Raw genomic sequence first — 17,311 nt, forward strand, 5'->3', positions numbered from 1 at the left:
ACCCGGCTTTTTTTTACGTTGCGCCCGGCGTTACAAATCCGCCAGCTGCGTCAGATACGGTTGCAGATCGCCAATGTTGTTGCTGACCCACTCCGGGTTGTAATAGGTATCGAGGTAGCGCTCGCCGCTGTCGCACAGCAGAGTGACGATCGCCCCTTGCTCGCCGTTTTCCCGCATCTGCTTCGCCAATTGCAGCGCGCCCCAGACGTTGGTACCGGTGGAGGCACCGACCTTGCGGCCGAGCACGGCCTCCAGCCAGTGAATGGTGGCGACGCTGGCGGCGTCCGGCACCCGCAACATGTTATCGACCACCGAAGGGATGAACGACGGCTCGGCGCGTGGGCGGCCGATGCCTTCGATACGGCTGCCGCAGCTGCCGATCAGGGTGCGATCACCGTGGTGGAAGCAGTCATAGAACACCGAGTTTTCCGGATCGACCACCGTCAACCGGGTGTCGTGCCCCTGATAACGGATATAGCGCCCCAGCGTGGCGGAGGTGCCGCCGGTGCCGGCGCTCATCACGATGTGTTTCGGCACCGGGAAGGGTTCGCGCGCCATCTGGCGGAAGATGCTGTCGGCGATATTGTTGTTGCCGCGCCAGTCAGTGGCGCGCTCGGCGTAGGTGAACTGATCCATATAGTGGCCGTTCAGCTCTTTCGCCAGCTGTTCGGAAGCGGCGTAGATCTGGGCGGCGTGATCGACGAAGTGACAGCGGCCGCCGTAAAAGGCGATCTGTTCTACCTTGCGGCGTGCGGTGCAGGACGGCATCACCGCGATGAACGGCAGACCGATCAGCCGCGCGAAGTAGGCTTCGGACACCGCCGTGCTGCCGGAAGAGGCCTCGATGATGGTGGTGTTCTCGGTGATCCAGCCGTTGCACAGGCCGTAAAGGAACAGCGAGCGCGCCAGGCGGTGTTTCAGGCTGCCGGTCGGGTGGGTGCTCTCATCTTTCAGGTACAGGCAGATGCCGGGAAACGCCGGCAGGTTCAGGCGAATCAGGTGCGTATCGGCGGAGCGTTGAAAATCCGCTTCTATTTCACCGATAGCATATTTTACCCAAGAGTTTGTCATGATTTGGCCTCAGAATAGGGGGCTGATTTATGGCGTAGCATAGCCTGTCGGCAGGAAAAAAGGATTGCCATTTTCCCTGTTTAATCGCCTAATGGGAGAAAATTTTTCTCCAGGTGGCCGCTATGTTAGATAAAACAGACCGTAAGCTGCTGTGCATGCTGCAGCAAGATTGCACCCAGTCGCTGCAGGCGCTGGCCGATGCGGTTAATTTGACCTCTACGCCGTGCTGGAAGCGCCTGAAGCGTCTGGAAGACGAAGGCTATATCCGCGGCCGGGTGGCCTTGTTGGATAACGAAAAGCTTGGCCTGGGGCTGACGGCGTTCGTACTGATCAAGACCCAGCAGCACAGCAGCGAGTGGTATCAGGCGTTTGTGCAGCTGACTAGCCAGATGCCCGAGGTGCTGGCGTTCTACCGCATGGCGGGGGAGTACGACTACCTGATGCAGGTCGAAGTGGCGGACATGAAAAGCTACGACGGCTTTTATAAGCGCCTGGTGAACGGCGTGCCGGGCCTTATCGACGTCACCTCAAGCTTTGCCATGGAAAAAATCAAATACACCACCGCGCTGCCGGTGCCGGAGTGAAAAGTTCACCGGACGGGCGGCTCAACGGTGGTATCCTGCTCTGCTGAAGCAGAAAAAGAGACAAATCCCATAAAACCCTGGAATCAAACTGCGTGAGATTATTTGCTCAAATCGGCTGGTACTTCCGCCGGGAGTGGCGCCGCTACCTCGGGGCGGTGGTGCTGCTGATCGTCATCGCCATCCTGCAATTGCTGCCGCCTAAGCTGGTCGGCATCATCGTGGACGGCGTCACCGAAAAACAGATGTCTACCGGCGTGCTGTTGGCCTGGCTCGGGCTGATGATCGGCACCGCGATCGTCGTTTACCTGCTGCGCTATGTGTGGCGGGTGCTGCTGTTCGGCGCTTCCTACCAGCTGGCGGTCGAGCTGCGCGAAAACTTTTACCGTCAGCTCAGTCGGCAGAACCCGGCGTTCTACCTGCGCCACCGCACCGGCGATCTGATGGCGCGCGCCACCAACGACGTGGATCGCGTGGTGTTCGCCGCCGGTGAAGGCGTGCTGACGCTGGTGGATTCGCTGGTGATGGGGTTGGTGGTGCTGGTGGTGATGAGCACCCAAATCAGCTGGCAGCTGACGGTGTTGGCGTTAATCCCGATGCCGCTGATGGCGATCGCCATCAAATATTACGGCGATCAGCTGCACCAGCGCTTTAAATCGGCGCAGGCGGCGTTTTCCAGCCTCAACGATCAGGCGCAGGAAAGCATGACCAGCATCCGCATGATCAAGGCCTTCGGGCTGGAAGATCACCAATCCAACCGCTTCGCCGACGTCGCGGCGCAGACCGGCGCCAAGAACATGCACGTGGCGCGGGTGGATGCGCGCTTCGATCCGACCATTTATATCGCCATCGGCGCCTCTAACCTGCTGGCCATCGGCGGCGGCAGCTGGATGGTGGTGAACGGTTCGCTGACGCTCGGGCAACTGACCAGCTTTGTGATGTACCTCGGCCTGATGATCTGGCCGATGCTGGCGCTGGCCTGGATGTTCAACATCGTCGAGCGCGGCAGCGCGGCCTACAGCCGTATCCGCAGCCTGCTCGACGAGGCGCCGGCGGTGCAGGACGGCCCGCAGGCGTTGCCGGCCGGGCGCGGCGTGCTGGAGGTGGATATCCGCGCGTTCCACTACCCGGAAAACCCGCACCCGGCGCTGCATGACGTGGCGCTGACGTTGAAGCCGGGGCAGATGCTGGGGCTGTGCGGGCCGACCGGGGCCGGTAAGTCGACATTACTGTCGCTGATCCAGCGTCAGTTCGACGTCGACCAAGGGCAGATCTGCTATCACGGCCTGCCGCTTCCGCAGGTCAGGCTCGACGACTGGCGTTCGCGCCTGTCGGTGGTGAGCCAGACGCCGTTCCTGTTCTCCGATACCGTGGCGAACAACATCGCGCTGGGCCAGCCGGGGGCGACGCAGGCGCAGATTGAACAGGCGGCGCGGCTGGCCAGCGTCCATGAGGACATTCTGCGGCTGCCGCAGGGCTATGACACCGAAGTGGGCGAACGCGGCGTGATGCTGTCGGGCGGCCAGAAACAGCGCATCTCCATCGCGCGCGCGTTGCTGCTGGATGCGGAGATCCTGATCCTCGACGATGCGTTGTCGGCGGTGGACGGCCGTACCGAGCACCAGATCCTGCACAACCTGCGCAGCTGGGGGCAAGATCGCACGGTGATCATCAGCGCGCACCGGCTGTCGGCATTGACCGAGGCCAGCGAAATCCTGGTGATGCAGCACGGCGGCGTGGCGCAGCGCGGCGATCCGGCGGCGCTGGCAGCGCAGCCGGGCTGGTATCGCGATATGTACCGTTATCAGCAGCTGGAAGCGGCGCTGGACGAAGCGCCGGAAAACGGCGAGGAGGCGTTGGCCGATGAATAAAGTGCAAAAGCTGTGGCCGACGCTGAAGCGGCTACTGGCCTACGGCTCGCCGTACCGCAAACCGCTGGGGGTGGCGGTGCTGATGCTGTGGGTGGCGGCGGCGGCGGAAGTCGCCGGGCCGATCCTGGTCAGCTATTTTATCGATAATTACGTCGCCAAAGGGCAACTGCCGCTGATGATTGTCGGCGGGCTGGCGGCGGCCTACATTCTGCTGGAGCTGCTGGCGGCGGCGCTGCACTACTTCCAGGCGCTGCTGTTCAACCAGGCGGCGGTAGGCGTGGTGCAGCGGCTGCGTACCGACGTGATGGACGCCGCGCTGCGCCAGCCGCTCAGCGCCTTCGACACGCAACCGGTCGGGCAATTGATCTCGCGCGTCACCAACGACACCGAAGTGATCAAGGACCTGTACGTGATGGTGGTCTCCACGGTGCTGAAAAGCGCCGCGCTGATCGGCGCCATGCTGGTGGCGATGTTCAGCCTCGACTGGCGCATGGCGTTAGTGGCTATCTGCATCTTCCCGGCGGTGTTCGTGGTGATGGGCATCTATCAATATTACAGCACGCCGATTGTGCGCCGGGTGCGCAGTTATCTGGCGGACATCAACGACGGTTTCAACGAAGTGATCAACGGCATGGGCGTGATCCAGCAATTCCGCCAGCAGGTGCGCTTCGGCGAACGCATGAGCGCCGCCAGCCAATCGCACTATCTCGCGCGCATGCAGACGCTGCGGCTCGACGGTTTTCTGCTGCGGCCGCTGCTCAGTCTGTTTTCGGCGCTGGTGCTGTGCGGTTTGCTGATGTTGTTCGGCTTCAGCGGCGAAGGCGTGATTGGCGTCGGCGTGCTCTATGCCTTCATCAACTACCTGGGGCGTTTGAACGAACCGCTGATCGAGTTGACGTCACAACAGTCGATCCTGCAGCAGGCGGTGGTGGCCGGCGAACGTATTTTCGAACTGATGGATCGCAGCCAGCAAAGCTACGGCGCAGACGATCGTCCGTTGGCCAGCGGCAGCATCGACATCACCGATCTGAGCTTCGCCTACCGTGCGGATAAAAAGGTGCTGCAGCATATTTCGCTGGCGGTGCCCTCACGCGGCTTCGTGGCGCTGGTCGGCCATACCGGCAGCGGCAAGAGCACGCTGGCTAACCTGCTGATGGGCTATTACCCGGTCAGCGAAGGGGAAGTGCGTCTCGACGGCCGTCCGCTCTCCAGCCTGTCGCACCGCACGCTGCGCCAGGGCGTGGCGATGGTGCAACAGGATCCGGTGGTGATCGCCGATTCGGTGCTGGCCAACGTGACGCTGGGGCGCAACATCGATGAAGAAGCCGTCTGGCGGGCGCTGGAAACGGTGCAGCTGGCGAGTCTGGTGCGCGGCTTCCCACAGGGTATCCATACCCGGCTGGGGGAGCAGGGCAATAACCTGTCGGTCGGGCAGAAACAGCTGCTGGCGATGGCGCGGGTATTGGTGCAGGCGCCGCAGATCCTGATCCTCGATGAGGCGACCGCCAATATCGACTCGGGCACCGAGCAGGCTATCCAGCGGGCGCTGCGCGTGATCCGCGAGCACACCACGCTGGTGGTGATCGCTCACCGCCTCTCGACGATCGTCGATGCCGATTCCATTCTGGTGCTGCATCGCGGCCGGGCGGTGGAGCAGGGCAACCATCAACAGCTGCTGGCGCAGCAGGGGCGCTACTACCAGATGTATCAGCTGCAGCTGGCGGGCGAGCAGTTGGCGGAAGCGGTGCGCGACGAGAGCCAACCCGCCTGATCCCACGGGCCGCGATCGCGGCCCTTATTTTTCCCAACGCACCACAAGCAGGCAACTCCGCCAGGCTACGCCCCCTTTCTGCACTTTTTCGACGCGACGCGCACCAAATCAGTGCGCATTATTTAACCCATTCAAGGTATCGGTACTGCGCCGCGCCGCGGCGGCGCCCGCGTGCCCGCTAATCCGCTGAATCGCCATGCAAAATAAAATTTGGCACAGCCCTTGCTACATATGAGGCGTACCGGGGTGAGTTTGGGCTTAATTCGTGGAGAGGCAATATGAAGCTGGTGACCGTGGTAATCAAACCGTTCAAGCTGGAGGACGTGCGCGAGGCCTTGTCCTCCGTGGGCATTCAGGGGTTGACCGTAACCGAAGTGAAGGGCTTTGGCCGCCAGAAGGGGCACGCCGAGCTGTATCGCGGCGCCGAATATAACGTCAACTTCCTGCCCAAGGTCAAAATCGATATCGCCATTGCCGACGATCAGTTGGATGAAGTGGTTGATGTCATTAGCAAAGCTGCCTACACCGGCAAAATCGGCGACGGCAAAATTTTCGTTGCCGAATTGCAACGCGTGATCCGTATTCGCACCGGCGAAACCGACGAATCGGCACTGTAACCACGAACTCAGTTAAGTGATGGGGATGATTGATAATGAAAAGACTGTTATCCATGTTGGGCCTGAGTTCGGTAACCCTGGTTCCTTCTTTGGCCCTGGCCGCCCCGGCGGTCGCCGATAAGGCCGACAACGCCTTTATGATGATCTGCACCGCGTTGGTGCTGTTCATGACGCTGCCCGGCATCGCGCTGTTTTACGGCGGCCTGCTGCGCGGCAAAAACGTGCTGTCGATGCTGACGCAGGTCACCGTCACCTTCGCGCTGGTCTGCGTGCTGTGGGTGCTGTATGGCTACAGCCTGGCGTTCAGCGAAGGCAATGCGGTGTTCGGCGGATTCCAGACGGCGATGCTGAAAGGCATCGGCATCGACAGCGTCACCGGCAGCATCAGCCAGATGATCCACGTCGCTTTCCAGGCCTCCTTCGCCTGCATTACCGTGGCGCTGGTGGTGGGGGGCTTCGCCGAACGCATTCGCTTCTCGGCGGTGCTGATCTTCGCGATCCTGTGGTTCACCCTGTCTTACCTGCCGATCGCACACATGGTGTGGGGCGGTGGCTATCTGGCCACCGACGGCGCGCTGGACTTCGCCGGCGGCACCGTGGTGCACATCAACGCCGCCAGCGCCGGGCTGATCGGCGCCTATCTGCTCGGCAAACGCGCCGGCTTCGGTAAAGAGGCGTTCAAACCGCATAACCTGCCGATGGTGTTTACCGGCGCGTCCATCTTGTATATCGGCTGGTTCGGCTTTAACGCCGGTTCCGCCAGCGCGGCTAACGGCATCGCGGCCTTGGCATTCCTGAACACTGTGGTGGCTACTGCGGGCGCCATTCTGTCCTGGACCTTTGCCGAGTGGGTGCTGCGCGGCAAGCCTTCGTTGCTGGGCGCCTGCTCCGGCATGATCGCCGGGCTGGTTGCCGTTACGCCGGCGGCGGGCACCGTGGGCGTGGGCGGCGCGTTGATCATCGGCCTGGTGGGGGGCGTCGCCGGCCTGTGGGGCGTAGTGACGTTGAAGAAATGGCTGAAAGTGGACGACACCTGCGACGTGTTCGGCGTGCACGGCGTGTGCGGCATCGTCGGCTGTCTGCTGACCGGTGTGTTCACCGCTTCTTCCCTCGGCGGCACCGGCTATGCCGAAGGGGTGACGATGGGGCATCAGGTGTGGATCCAGCTGCTGAGCGTCGTGATTACGCTGGTGTGGTCAAGCGTCGCCGCCTTTATCGCCTTCAAGATCGCGGGCGCGATGGTGGGGCTGAGAGTGCCGGAAGAGCAGGAGCGCGAAGGGTTGGACGTCAACAGCCACGGCGAGAGCGCCTACAACCAGTAAGACTCGAAGCAGGGCAGTGCGCTAAATACGAAAATAATGATGAAGCAAAAAGGGGCGATGGAAACATCGCCCCTTTCTTTATGCCGCAAATCAGGCGTCGCGTTGGCGAATCACCCCTTCCTGTACGGTGGTGGCGACCAGCACGCCGTCGCGGGTGTAGATCTGGCCGCGCACAAAGCCGCGTGCGCCGGAGGCGGAGGAGCTTTCCACCGCGTACAGCAGCCAATCATCCATGCGGAACGGGCGGTGGAACCACATCGAATGGTCGATGGTGGCCACCTGCATGCCCGGCTCGAGGAAGCCGACGCCGTGCGGCTGCAGCGCCGTCGGCAGGAAGTTAAAGTCCGATGCGTAGCCCAGCAGATATTGGTGGATGCGCGCATCGTCCGGCATGCTGCCGTTGGCGCGGAACCACACGTAGCGATGCGGTTCTTCCACGCTGCCCTTCAACGGGTTGTGGAATTTCACCGGGCGCATTTCGATCGGCTTCTGACCGATAAATTTTTCGCGTACTTTGGTCGGCAACATCGGCGCCAGCTTCTGAGCAATCTCTGATTCGGACAGCAGCCCTTCCGGCGGCGGCACGTCCGGCATCTGGTTCTGGTGCTCGAAACCTTCTTCCGGGCTCTGGAAGGAGGCGGTCATATAGAAGATAGGTTTGCCGTGCTGGATGGCGCTGACGCGACGGGCGCTGAAGCTGTTGCCGTCGCGCAGGGTTTCTACGTCGTAGACGATCGGCTTGCTGCTGTCGCCCGGACGCAGGAAGTAGCTGTGGAACGAGTGCACGCTGCGCTCGTCCGGCACCGTCTGTTTGGCGGCGTACAGCGCCTGGCCGACCACTTGCCCGCCGAACACCTGACGCAGCCCCAGATCTTCGCTTTGGCCGCGGAACAGCCCTTCTTCGATTTTCTCCAGATCCAACAGATCGAGGAGGTTTTGCAATGCCTGGCTCATAAAATTGTTACCTTTCTAATAATCATTTTGCGCAGTGTGCGGAATATCACGGCGCGGCGTCAATATCTTGCGTTAAAGGGCCGATGAGAATGCTCTTAATAGTGAGCGCATTGGGCTGGCTAAGTGATTAATAGGCGGGGCAAAGTGGATTTATCAGTGTTTTGTGCTAAGTTTAATGAGTGAGGTGGTGAAAGCCACCAACGTGTTGATAATAAAAAAGGAGACCGATCCATGAAACTCTGGCAAATCGTAGGCGGTGCCGCAGCACTGACGATCACGCTGGCAGGATGCGCGCAAAAGAGTGCTGATGTGCCTACACCGGCGGCCGGCAACCCGGCGGCTGCGCAAACGCAGATTCAGGGGCCGGCGGTGACAGGTTCGGTTAATATACGTCAGCGCATTGCGCTGCCGCCGGACGCCGTACTGACTGTCACCCTCTCTGATGCCTCGCTGGCGGATGCGCCGTCCAAAGTGATTGCACAGCGCGCGATACGTACCGAAGGGCAACAAGCGCCGTTCAACTTTACGCTGCCGTACAACCCGTCTGATATCCAACCGAATGCGCGCATCATTCTGAGCGCGGCGGTGACGGTCAACGGGCGACTGATGTTCATTACCGACACGATCCAGGAAGTGGTTAACCGCAACGGCACCCGCGCCGATCTGCTGCTGGTTCCGGTGCAGGGCGTGCCGATGCAGGCTGCGCCAAGCGCGATGCAGTAATTCTGCTGCGGTACGGCAAGACCCAATCAACAGCCTTTGCGCTTCGGCCAAAGGCTGTTTTGTTTTACCAGCGCCAGCCGTAGCGATCGAAATCGACCGTGCTGTGCGGGCCGAAAATAATCCCCTCCGCCAGCAATGCCTGCCGTTGCCGTTGAAAATCCTCCCCCTGTTGCGAGATTTGCCCGTGCCGGTTGATTACGCGGTGCCACGGCAGCGTGCTGCCTTCCGGCAAACGCCGCAGCACGCCGCCGACCTGACGCGCGGCGCGCGGCGAACCGGCCAGACGGGCGACTTCACCGTAGGTGGTGACTTTGCCGTACGGAATAGCGGCCACGATATGGAATACCCGCTGGCTGAAAGAGGCGTCTTCTGGTTGCATGTTGCAGTTCCTGCGCGAGTCAAAACCCAGGCGGAGAGTGTGCCACAATGCAGGTGGGCAAGAAAACAGCGGTTGGCCCGGGTTGGCTTGCTATTTGATGGGGCATCGCCGATAATGCCCACCGCTTCGGAGTACAGAAGCCGTCAATGGGGGCCCTGTTGGTTCTCCCGCAACACTAACTTGTGAACTCGGTCAGGTCCGGAAGGAAGCAGCCGCAGCAGGTGACGTGTGTGCCGGGATGTAGCTGGCAGGGTCCCCACCCATTTGCGTCCCGCAAAACGCTCTTCCCCGTTATTCATCAAGTCGATACGCTGAACAGGCGTTACTTTCACGTCGCGATCGCGAAGCGTGTCATCTGCACCGTTTTAGCCTTTATCCCCCTGATAGAAATGTATTGTTGCCAACAGATCCGATGACGGCGAAAAAATAACGCGTATACCGCCATTTGTGGGACAAATAAGGATGGAGAGATGGGGAAAATTCTTAAAGTTGCGCACCTGTTGGGATGACGTTAGTATTGTTTTTTCTCTGTGCGAAAAAACTATCCGCGCTTAGCGGCGGTCGTCGAACTGGCTCAATAAGTTTAAATAATAACCCGTGTGCGCTGTCAGGCTAAACATGATTTATATCATTGATAAAGATATTACATTTAATACTGAAAACGGTTCATTGAAAAGTTTAAAGAAGGGGCGGGAAGTTTTCTTATCCAGCGTCAATGCCAGAGTATTCAAATGCTTGCTTGAACACGGCCATGAGACGGTGAGTCGCGAGACGCTGTTGCAGCAGGTTTGGACCGATCACGGCTTGAGCGCCTCTTCCGCGACGTTAAATCAATATATCAGCCTGACCCGACGCGCATTGACGTCTGTCGGTTTCAACGAGCGCCTCATCGTTACCCTATCCAAAAAGGGGTATAGACTTAATCGAATAATACCTGTCGACCGACTGCGGATTGATTTACCCGAGCCTCCTCAGCTTGCCGATGCCTCAGTGACGTTGGCGTCACCTGCCGCAACGACAAAAAACACCCATCACTATTTTTTTATTCTGCTGCGCAGTTTATCGATCGTCGTACCCTTATCTTTTCTGGCGCTGTGCTTCATCTATTACAAGCACCATCGCGACAGTGAAAAGAAGCAGGTATTGTCCTACGTCGGCACGGTGAACGGTTGCCCGATCTACTATGCCGGCCATTTTTTGGCGAATCACCAGGACGGCTACTTGCAGTTTCTGGTCAGGAAAGATTTGTATGGCCGGCATTGCCGATCCGGCGAGGTCGTCATTACCAAGGTTAACCGTTCTCAAAATGCCAATGAAGACAGCGGACGCCAGTTTATCGCCAAATGCACGAAGGACAGTGCGGCTGTTTTGCATAACTGTGAGAGCGAGTACATTCGGGCATGGAAAAAAAGTTAAATATTCTGTCAGCCACGCTGGTCGGCCTGTGCGTGTTGACCGGCAGCGTGATGTATTCCCTGATACGCAGCTATCATGACTTCAGTGATTTTTCCTGTGAAGCGAACGCCACGTTCAATTATTTCAATTCACTGGACGCGCAGGCGGCCCATAACGACATTCAGCTGTCGCTGAAAATAAACTACATCTTTTTGTCCGGCGATAAGGGCGTGATGGTCCTGTCGGGGTTAGCCAACGACGGTGAAAAGAAATACTTCGTCAATCGGCGGGTTAACTTCAGCTATGTTTCGCAGGGGAGTTTTTATCGATTTCAGTACGGCGAGGTCAACTATTCGCCGCGTGATACCTTACCGGAAGAGATTTATACCTACTTTTTCAGCAATGAGTCGACGTTTTATCATATTCGCAGCATTGATAAAAACACGTTGATGTTTAGCAATGCCTATTCGCCGATGTTCTTATGCAATATTGAATCCTGACGTTTACTTTATTGCCCCTCCGATAAAGATGTATTTTATTTGCCGTTTATAGCGTTCCGCCGTCTTTTTAGCGCACAACTAATAACATGAGTTATTATCGGTCATTGTCTATTTTTCGCATCACTAATCGAATTTAATGGCGGTTCACTTATTTTATAAATTCTTCTATCACCATGTTTTTAAATGACTTAATGGCTTTAGGTTTGTGTTGTTTTGTTAGATTAATTTTATATTGTTTATTTTAAATAAATAAGTTGCATGAATATTTTTAACATGATTAATTGAGCCAGCTCTTAACACGGCGAATCACTTATTTGCGTTGAAAATGCATCTGCCGCATGCGTGCAAAGGTAATGGCACAGGGAGCCTTTGGACTTCATTAAACTGATAGGCGAGAGATGGACATACATAGCATTGCCCTGAACGAGACTCTGTTGGAAAATGAGTTGGTGATCTTAAACAACAATGAAAAGACGCTGTTATTTAAAAAAGAGAATGTGCTCATCGAAATGACCGAATTGCAGCGGCGTTTCATGCTGTGCCTGTTGAGTGGCATCTATAAGAAAAATGACATTATACGCGCAGTCTGGTTCTGCAACCATGAGACCATCAGCGACAATAACTATTATCAAATGATATTCCAATGCCGCGCTTTGCTCTCCCGCCACGGTATTCCGGGCGAGGTGATCAAAACCATTCCCCGATTTGGCGTGATGCTGAGTTTCCAGGCCTGCGAACGCGCGAATACGCGGGAGCAATGCTTGGCACCGGCGGCTAATAAACAGCGGCGAACGTGGCTGGACGCCGTGAATTATAAAGTGGCGCTGGCCATCACGCTGCTGTTTTCCGTGGCGATGGTGTTGGGCATTTCCGCTTAGCGTTGGCGCCGTTGAATAACCGGGGGGCCAGTGAGCAAGCGGTTGATAGACTTTTTTATTCTACTTTTCTTCCTGGCTAATTTGACGTTCATGCTTTCTCAGGTGTGGCGAATGATAACCGTGAATAACGAACCCGTTGAGCCGCACCTTGAAAGTGGGCGTGAGCAAGTGCGCCATGGCGTCTTTCCCCAGGAAGATGACATCGAGAAAATTAACGACGCACACTGGTTTGGCCGCTATCAGGCGGCGAAAAGCGGCGAAAAGGCGCGCGGGTATAAGGTCGGCGAGTGGACGATCGGCGCCGAGCTGCTGGCTAACGCGCCGGAGGCCGCGACGCTCGGCAAGATAACCGGTCTGCTGTTCAGTGATAACGCCGAAAAAAGCCTGGTTATCGTGGAACATGGCGGTAAGCAAACCGGGTATGGCGTTGGCGACCGGCTGGTCGGCAGCAATGCCGTTATCGTGCGGATATTAAAAAACAAAATACTGCTCGATGAAAACGGTTATTACGCCGCGCTGACGTTTAAAGAGTAGCCGGCGCGCCGCTTCGGCGTGGGGTGTTTTACAGCATAAGGCAACACTGTGATGACGCATTTTATTTTTCGTTCCCGCGCAGGCTGGAGCGCCGGTTTATGGCGCGCGTTAGCGGCGGTGGCCGTCATGATTGCCCTGGGGGGCCTGGCGCATGCGGAGCAATTCTCCGCCAATTTCAAAGGCACGGACATTCAGGAATTTATCAATACGGTCAGTAAAAACCTGAGCAAGACCATCATTATCGATCCGGCGGTGAAAGGTAAGGTTACGGTGCGCAGCTACGAACAGCTCGACGAGAAGCAATATTACCAGTTCTTTCTCAATGTGCTGGACGTCTACGGCTATACGGTCATCGGCATGCCCAACAATGTCCTGAAGGTGATCGCCGCCAAAGAGGGAAAAAGAGCCGCGCTGTCGCAAAGCGGCGGCGAGGCGATTGCTGAAGGGGATGAAGTGGTGATGCGCGTGGTGCCGCTGCGCAATATCGCGGCCAAAGACGTTTCGCCGATCTTGCGCCAGCTTAACGACAGCATCGGCGTGGGCAGCGTGGCGCATTACGAGCAGGGCAATGCGCTGTTGATCACCGGCCGAGCCGGGGTAGTCAACGGCCTGCTCGACCTTGTCAGGGAGATGGATCAGGACGACGGCAATCAGGTTGAGACCTTCGCGCTGAAGCATGCGGCGGCGCCGGAGATCGCGCGGATGGTGAACGAACTGTTTCGCGAAGAGGGCAAACGGCGTATGGCCGGGGCAGGCTCGCTGCGGCTGGTGGCGGATGAGCGCACCAACAGCGTGATGATCGCCGGGGACGATCGGGCCCGCGAACACGCCAAAGAACTGATTGAGCAGTTGGATAACAAGAGTGTCACCCAAGGCAATACCCAGGTCATTCCGCTCAAATACGCCAAGGCGCAGAGCCTGGTCGAGGTGCTGACCGGCGTGAGCGCGGGCCTGCAAAACGAGAAAGAGAGCGCCGCCGCCAACGTGGCGCTGTTGAAAAATGTGGTGATCAAGGCCGATGAGCAGACCAATGCGCTGATCATCACCGCCGCGCCGGACGTGATGCGCGATCTGGAGGCGGTGGTCGCCAAGCTGGATGTACGGCGCGCGCAGGTGCTGGTCGAAGCGGTGATCGTCGAAGTGCAGGATGGTCAGGGGCTGAACATCGGCGTGCAGTGGGCCAACAAATACGGCGGCGGCACGCAGTTCGCCGGCCAGGCGCCCGGCATCTCGGCGGGGTTCGAAAACGGCATGAGCGATGTGTTCGGCAAGGCCAACGGCCTGATGACCGGTTTCTACAGCGGCAACTGGGGCGTATTGCTGTCCGCCATCGCCAGCAACAACCAAAACAATATCCTGGCTACGCCGAGCATCGTTACGCTCGATAACGCCGAGGCGGAGTTCAGCGTCGGCCAGGATGTACCGATCCTCACCGGTTCGCAAACCACCAACAGCGATAACGTCTTCAATACCGTGTCGCGCAAAACGGTGGGCATCAAGCTCAAGGTCAAACCGCAGATCAATCAGGGCCAGTCCGTGCTGATGCAGATCGAGCAGGAGGTCTCCAGCGTTGCCGACAGCGCCGGCGCTACGCCGGATTCGCTGGGGGCGACCTTCAATATCCGCACGGTCAACAATACGGTGCTGGTGGACAGCGGTGAGACCGTGGTGGTGGGCGGGCTGCTGGACAAGTCCAACTCGGAGCTGGAGAGCAGCGTGCCGATCCTGGGCAAGATCCCGCTGGTGGGGGCGCTGTTTCGCTCGAACGCCACCAAAGCGAGCAAGCGTAATTTGATGCTGTTTATCCGCCCGACCATCATTCGCAGCACCGAGGGGTATTCCCGGCAGAGCCAGCGCAAGTTAGGCAAGTTCGACGCCGAGCAGCAGGACGATCGTGAGCTGAATAACGCACTGCGCAGCGAGATCGCCGGCGATAAGAAGGCGATCGACAATCGGGCGTTCCTCGCCACCGTCGCGCGTATCGAGGCGTTTTATTCGCGCGGAGCGCGCCCGTGAAGCCCCGTTCTGCGGGGCCGCGGCTGCCTTTTGGCTGGGCGCGGCAGCATGGCGTGCTGGCCATCGACGGGCAGAGCGGCATTCAACTGTATTGTCATCCCGAGACCCGCCACGCCGCGTTGATGGAGGCGTACCGCTGCCTGCCCGGTGAGCCGACGCTGGCCCGGCTGGACACGGAGGCCTTTGAACAACGGTTGGTGGCGCACTATCAGCGGGAAAGCGGTCAGGCGCAGAAAATGATCGACGATCTGGGTGGCGAACTGGATTTCTATGCGTTGGCGGAAGAGCTGCCGCAGCAGCAAGACCTGTTGGACGAACAGGACGATGCGCCGATTATCCGCCTGATTAACGCCTTGCTGAGTGAGGCGATCAAAGAGCGCGCCTCCGATATTCACATCGAAACCTACGAGAGCGAGCTGGTGATCCGTTTTCGCATCGACGGCGCGCTGCGCCGCATTCTGGCGCCGCAGCGCAAGCTGGCGGCGCTGCTGGTGTCGCGCATCAAGGTCATGTCGAAGCTGGATATCGCCGAGAAGCGCGTGCCGCAGGATGGGCGCATGGCGCTGAAGGTTGGCGGGCGGGCGATCGACGTGCGGGTGTCGGTGATGCCGGCCAGCCACGGCGAACGCGTGGTCATGCGCCTGTTGGATAAACAGGGCGTGCGGCTCGAACTGCCCAGCCTGGGCATGGCGGCGGCGCACCAACAGGCGTTGCTGCGCCTGATCCGCCAGCCGCACGGCATTATTCTGGTCACCGGCCCGACCGGTTCGGGCAAGAGCACCACGCTCTATACCTTGCTGAACCAGATCAATGACGAACAGCGCAACATCATGACGATCGAAGATCCCGTCGAGTATGAACTGGCCGGCATCGCGCAGACGCAGGTGAACCCCAAGGTGGACATGACCTTCGCGCGCGGGCTGCGCGCGCTGCTGCGTCAGGATCCCGATGTGGTGTTGATCGGCGAGATCCGCGACGGTGAAACGGCGCAGATCGCGGTGCAGGCCTCATTGACCGGACATCTGGTGCTGTCGACCCTGCATACCAACACGGCGATCGGCGCCGTGACCCGGCTGCGGGACATGGGCGTTGAACCGTTTTTGCTTTCCAGCTCGCTGAGCGGCGTGTTGGCGCAGCGCCTGGTGCGCCGGCTTTGTCCGCACTGTCGCGAGCCTTATGCGCTGCCTGACGCGCAGCGGCGCCAACTGGGGCTGGCGTCGACGCGGGCGCTGACTTGCTGGCGCCCGATAGGATGTGAGGCCTGCGGCGGGCAGGGCTATCGCGGCCGAATCGGTTTGCATGAACTGTTGGTGCTGGATGAACCGATGCGCAGGGCAATCCACCGTAGCGACGGTGAGCTGGACATCGCCAGGCTGGCCGGGGAGCGCTATCAGCCGCTGCGCCAGGATGGGATCGCCAAAATGTGCGCCGGAGAGACCAGCCTGGAAGAAGTGTTACGGGTGACGCGCGAAGGGGATGGCGATGAAGTTTGATTATCGCGCCTGCGATCGTGAGGGGCGCGCCCGGCGTGGCGTGTTGGAGGCGGATTCTCTGCGCCAGGCCCGCGATCGGCTGCGTGAGAAGGGGTGGCAGGTGCTGGCGGTGCAGGCGCGCAGGCGATCCGCTCTTGCCGGCCTGCTCGCCGGCCGTTGGATGGGCGGCGTGAGCAGCGGCGATCTGGCGCTGCTCACCCGGCAACTGGCGACGCTGCTGTCTGCCGCGCTGCCGCTGGAAGAGGCGCTGATGGCGGTGGCGCGGCAAACGGAGAAAAAAGGCCTGCAGGCGGCGTTGACTCAGGTGAGGCAGCGCATTCTGGAGGGTTTCCCGCTGGCGCAGGCGCTGGGGCAGTATCCGCAGATTTTTGACCGTCTCTATTGCGCCATGGTGGCGGCCGGTGAGATTGCCGGCCATCTGGGGCCGGTGCTGGAACGGCTGGCTGACTATGTCGAACAGCGCCAGCACATGAAGAACAAGATCGTGCAGGCGTTGGTGTACCCGATGGTGCTGACGGCGGTGGCGATTGGCGTGGTGGCGATCCTGTTGACGGCGGTGGTGCCGAAGGTGATCGAACAGTTTGTGCATATGAAGCAGACCTTGCCGCTGTCGACCCGGATGCTGCTCGGCGCCAGCGACGGATTGCGCCAATGGGGGGCGGCGGTGTTGATGGCGGCGCTGGCGGGACTTGGCGCTTTCCGTTATCGCCTGCGGGATCCGGCGCGGCGCGCACGCTGGCATGCGTTCATCCTGCGGCTGCCGGTGGTCGGCAAACTGTCGCTGGCGGTGAATACCGCGCGCTACGCCAAAACGCTGAGCATTTTGAACGCCAGCGCCGTGCCGTTGCTGGAGGCGATGCGCATCAGCGCCGGCGTGTTGGGTAACGAGGCTGCCCGTGAGCGCCTGCTGGCGGCGATGGAGCGGGTGCGAGAGGGGGAAGGATTGTCGCCGTCGCTTGAAGGCACCGCGCTGTTCTCGCCGATGATGCGACACATGATCATGTCCGGCGAGCGCAGCGGCGAACTGGACATGATGCTCGAACGGGCGGCGGCGATGCAGCAGGAGGCCTTCAGCCGGCAAATCACGCTGGCGCTGGGGCTGTTTGAGCCTTTATTGGTGATCGCGATGGCCGGTTCGGTGCTGTTTATCATTCTGGCCATCCTGCAGCCGATATTGCAGCTCAATAATATGGTCGGCTAATCATG

Annotated in this window: 16 protein-coding genes and 1 other RNA gene; 14 read left to right on the forward strand and 3 right to left on the reverse strand. The window is 59.3% G+C overall.

Annotation, left to right across the window (positions count from 1 at the left end; genetic code table 11):
- Positions 1–30: 30 nt before the first annotated feature.
- Complete coding sequence (locus EDY99_RS02015; RefSeq protein ID WP_123061418.1) at positions 31–1,071, reverse strand: PLP-dependent cysteine synthase family protein; 1,041 nt, start codon at positions 1,069–1,071, stop codon at positions 31–33.
- A gap of 122 nt (positions 1,072–1,193) precedes the next feature.
- On the opposite strand from EDY99_RS02015, the gene EDY99_RS02020 reads away from it, so the two are divergent.
- From EDY99_RS02020 to amtB, 5 genes are all read left to right on the forward strand, one after another.
- On the forward strand, positions 1,194–1,655 hold the full coding sequence (locus EDY99_RS02020) for an Lrp/AsnC family transcriptional regulator (RefSeq protein ID WP_004940330.1): 462 nt from the start codon (positions 1,194–1,196) through the stop codon (positions 1,653–1,655).
- A gap of 92 nt (positions 1,656–1,747) precedes the next feature.
- Positions 1,748–3,523, forward strand: a complete 1,776-nt coding sequence (gene smdA, locus EDY99_RS02025; RefSeq protein ID WP_122004315.1) for a multidrug efflux ABC transporter permease/ATP-binding subunit SmdA — start codon at positions 1,748–1,750, stop codon at positions 3,521–3,523.
- Positions 3,516–5,294, forward strand: a complete 1,779-nt coding sequence (smdB, locus tag EDY99_RS02030; protein WP_123061419.1) for a multidrug efflux ABC transporter permease/ATP-binding subunit SmdB — start codon at positions 3,516–3,518, stop codon at positions 5,292–5,294. Before smdA ends, smdB begins: the two co-directional genes overlap by 8 nt.
- A 278-nt stretch (positions 5,295–5,572) precedes the next feature.
- Positions 5,573–5,911 (forward strand): P-II family nitrogen regulator, encoded by a 339-nt coding sequence (glnK, locus tag EDY99_RS02035; protein WP_004940327.1) that lies wholly within the window; start codon positions 5,573–5,575, stop codon positions 5,909–5,911.
- 35 nt (positions 5,912–5,946) lie between these two features.
- Entirely contained in the window at positions 5,947–7,233 is a 1,287-nt protein-coding gene (gene amtB / locus EDY99_RS02040; RefSeq protein WP_033651092.1) for an ammonium transporter AmtB, read from the forward strand.
- A 90-nt stretch (positions 7,234–7,323) separates the two neighbouring features.
- On the opposite strand, the gene tesB is transcribed toward amtB, so the two are convergent.
- Positions 7,324–8,187, reverse strand: coding sequence for an acyl-CoA thioesterase II (gene tesB, locus EDY99_RS02045; protein WP_033642086.1), 864 nt, complete (start codon positions 8,185–8,187; stop codon positions 7,324–7,326).
- 231 nt (positions 8,188–8,418) lie between these two features.
- Between tesB and EDY99_RS02050 the strand changes: the two genes are divergently transcribed.
- On the forward strand, positions 8,419–8,910 hold the full coding sequence (locus EDY99_RS02050) for a YbaY family lipoprotein (protein WP_033642087.1): 492 nt from the start codon (positions 8,419–8,421) through the stop codon (positions 8,908–8,910).
- A gap of 64 nt (positions 8,911–8,974) precedes the next feature.
- Here the strand turns inward: EDY99_RS02050 and EDY99_RS02055 are convergent, their stop codons facing one another.
- Positions 8,975–9,289 (reverse strand): MGMT family protein, encoded by a 315-nt coding sequence (locus tag EDY99_RS02055; RefSeq protein ID WP_033642088.1) that lies wholly within the window; start codon positions 9,287–9,289, stop codon positions 8,975–8,977.
- A 156-nt stretch (positions 9,290–9,445) separates the two neighbouring features.
- On the opposite strand from EDY99_RS02055, the gene ffs reads away from it, so the two are divergent.
- From ffs to gspF, 8 genes are all read left to right on the forward strand, one after another.
- Positions 9,446–9,542, forward strand: an RNA gene (gene ffs, locus EDY99_RS02060) — signal recognition particle sRNA small type.
- 365 nt (positions 9,543–9,907) lie between these two features.
- Positions 9,908–10,705 (forward strand): winged helix-turn-helix domain-containing protein, encoded by a 798-nt coding sequence (locus EDY99_RS02065; RefSeq protein ID WP_046688362.1) that lies wholly within the window; start codon positions 9,908–9,910, stop codon positions 10,703–10,705.
- Entirely contained in the window at positions 10,690–11,184 is a 495-nt protein-coding gene (locus EDY99_RS02070) for a FidL-like protein (RefSeq protein ID WP_123061420.1), read from the forward strand. The genes EDY99_RS02065 and EDY99_RS02070 overlap by 16 nt, the downstream gene beginning before the upstream one ends.
- A 434-nt stretch (positions 11,185–11,618) precedes the next feature.
- Positions 11,619–12,062 (forward strand): CadC family transcriptional regulator, encoded by a 444-nt coding sequence (locus tag EDY99_RS02075; RefSeq protein WP_226772955.1) that lies wholly within the window; start codon positions 11,619–11,621, stop codon positions 12,060–12,062.
- 30 nt (positions 12,063–12,092) lie between these two features.
- Positions 12,093–12,596 carry a type II secretion system protein N gene (locus tag EDY99_RS02080; RefSeq protein WP_046688363.1) on the forward strand — a complete coding sequence of 168 codons (504 nt, stop codon included), beginning with the start codon at positions 12,093–12,095 and terminating at the stop codon, positions 12,594–12,596.
- A 51-nt stretch (positions 12,597–12,647) separates the two neighbouring features.
- Positions 12,648–14,612: a type II secretion system secretin GspD gene (gene gspD, locus EDY99_RS02085; protein ID WP_080301893.1), complete on the forward strand. Its 1,965-nt coding sequence runs from the start codon at positions 12,648–12,650 to the stop codon at positions 14,610–14,612.
- A complete protein-coding gene (gspE, locus tag EDY99_RS02090; RefSeq protein WP_047572441.1) occupies positions 14,609–16,105 on the forward strand; it encodes a type II secretion system ATPase GspE in 1,497 nt (498 codons plus the stop codon). The genes gspD and gspE overlap by 4 nt, the downstream gene beginning before the upstream one ends.
- The gene (gene gspF, locus EDY99_RS02095; RefSeq protein ID WP_080301926.1) at positions 16,095–17,306 is read left to right on the forward strand and encodes a type II secretion system inner membrane protein GspF; all 1,212 of its coding nucleotides are present in this window, start codon (positions 16,095–16,097) and stop codon (positions 17,304–17,306) included. Before gspE ends, gspF begins: the two co-directional genes overlap by 11 nt.
- Positions 17,307–17,311: the final 5 nt, after the last annotated feature.

Origin of the sequence: Serratia sp. LS-1 (assembly GCF_003719595.1) — a bacterium.
In the GTDB taxonomy this organism is placed as follows: Bacteria; Pseudomonadota; Gammaproteobacteria; order Enterobacterales; family Enterobacteriaceae; genus Serratia; species Serratia ureilytica.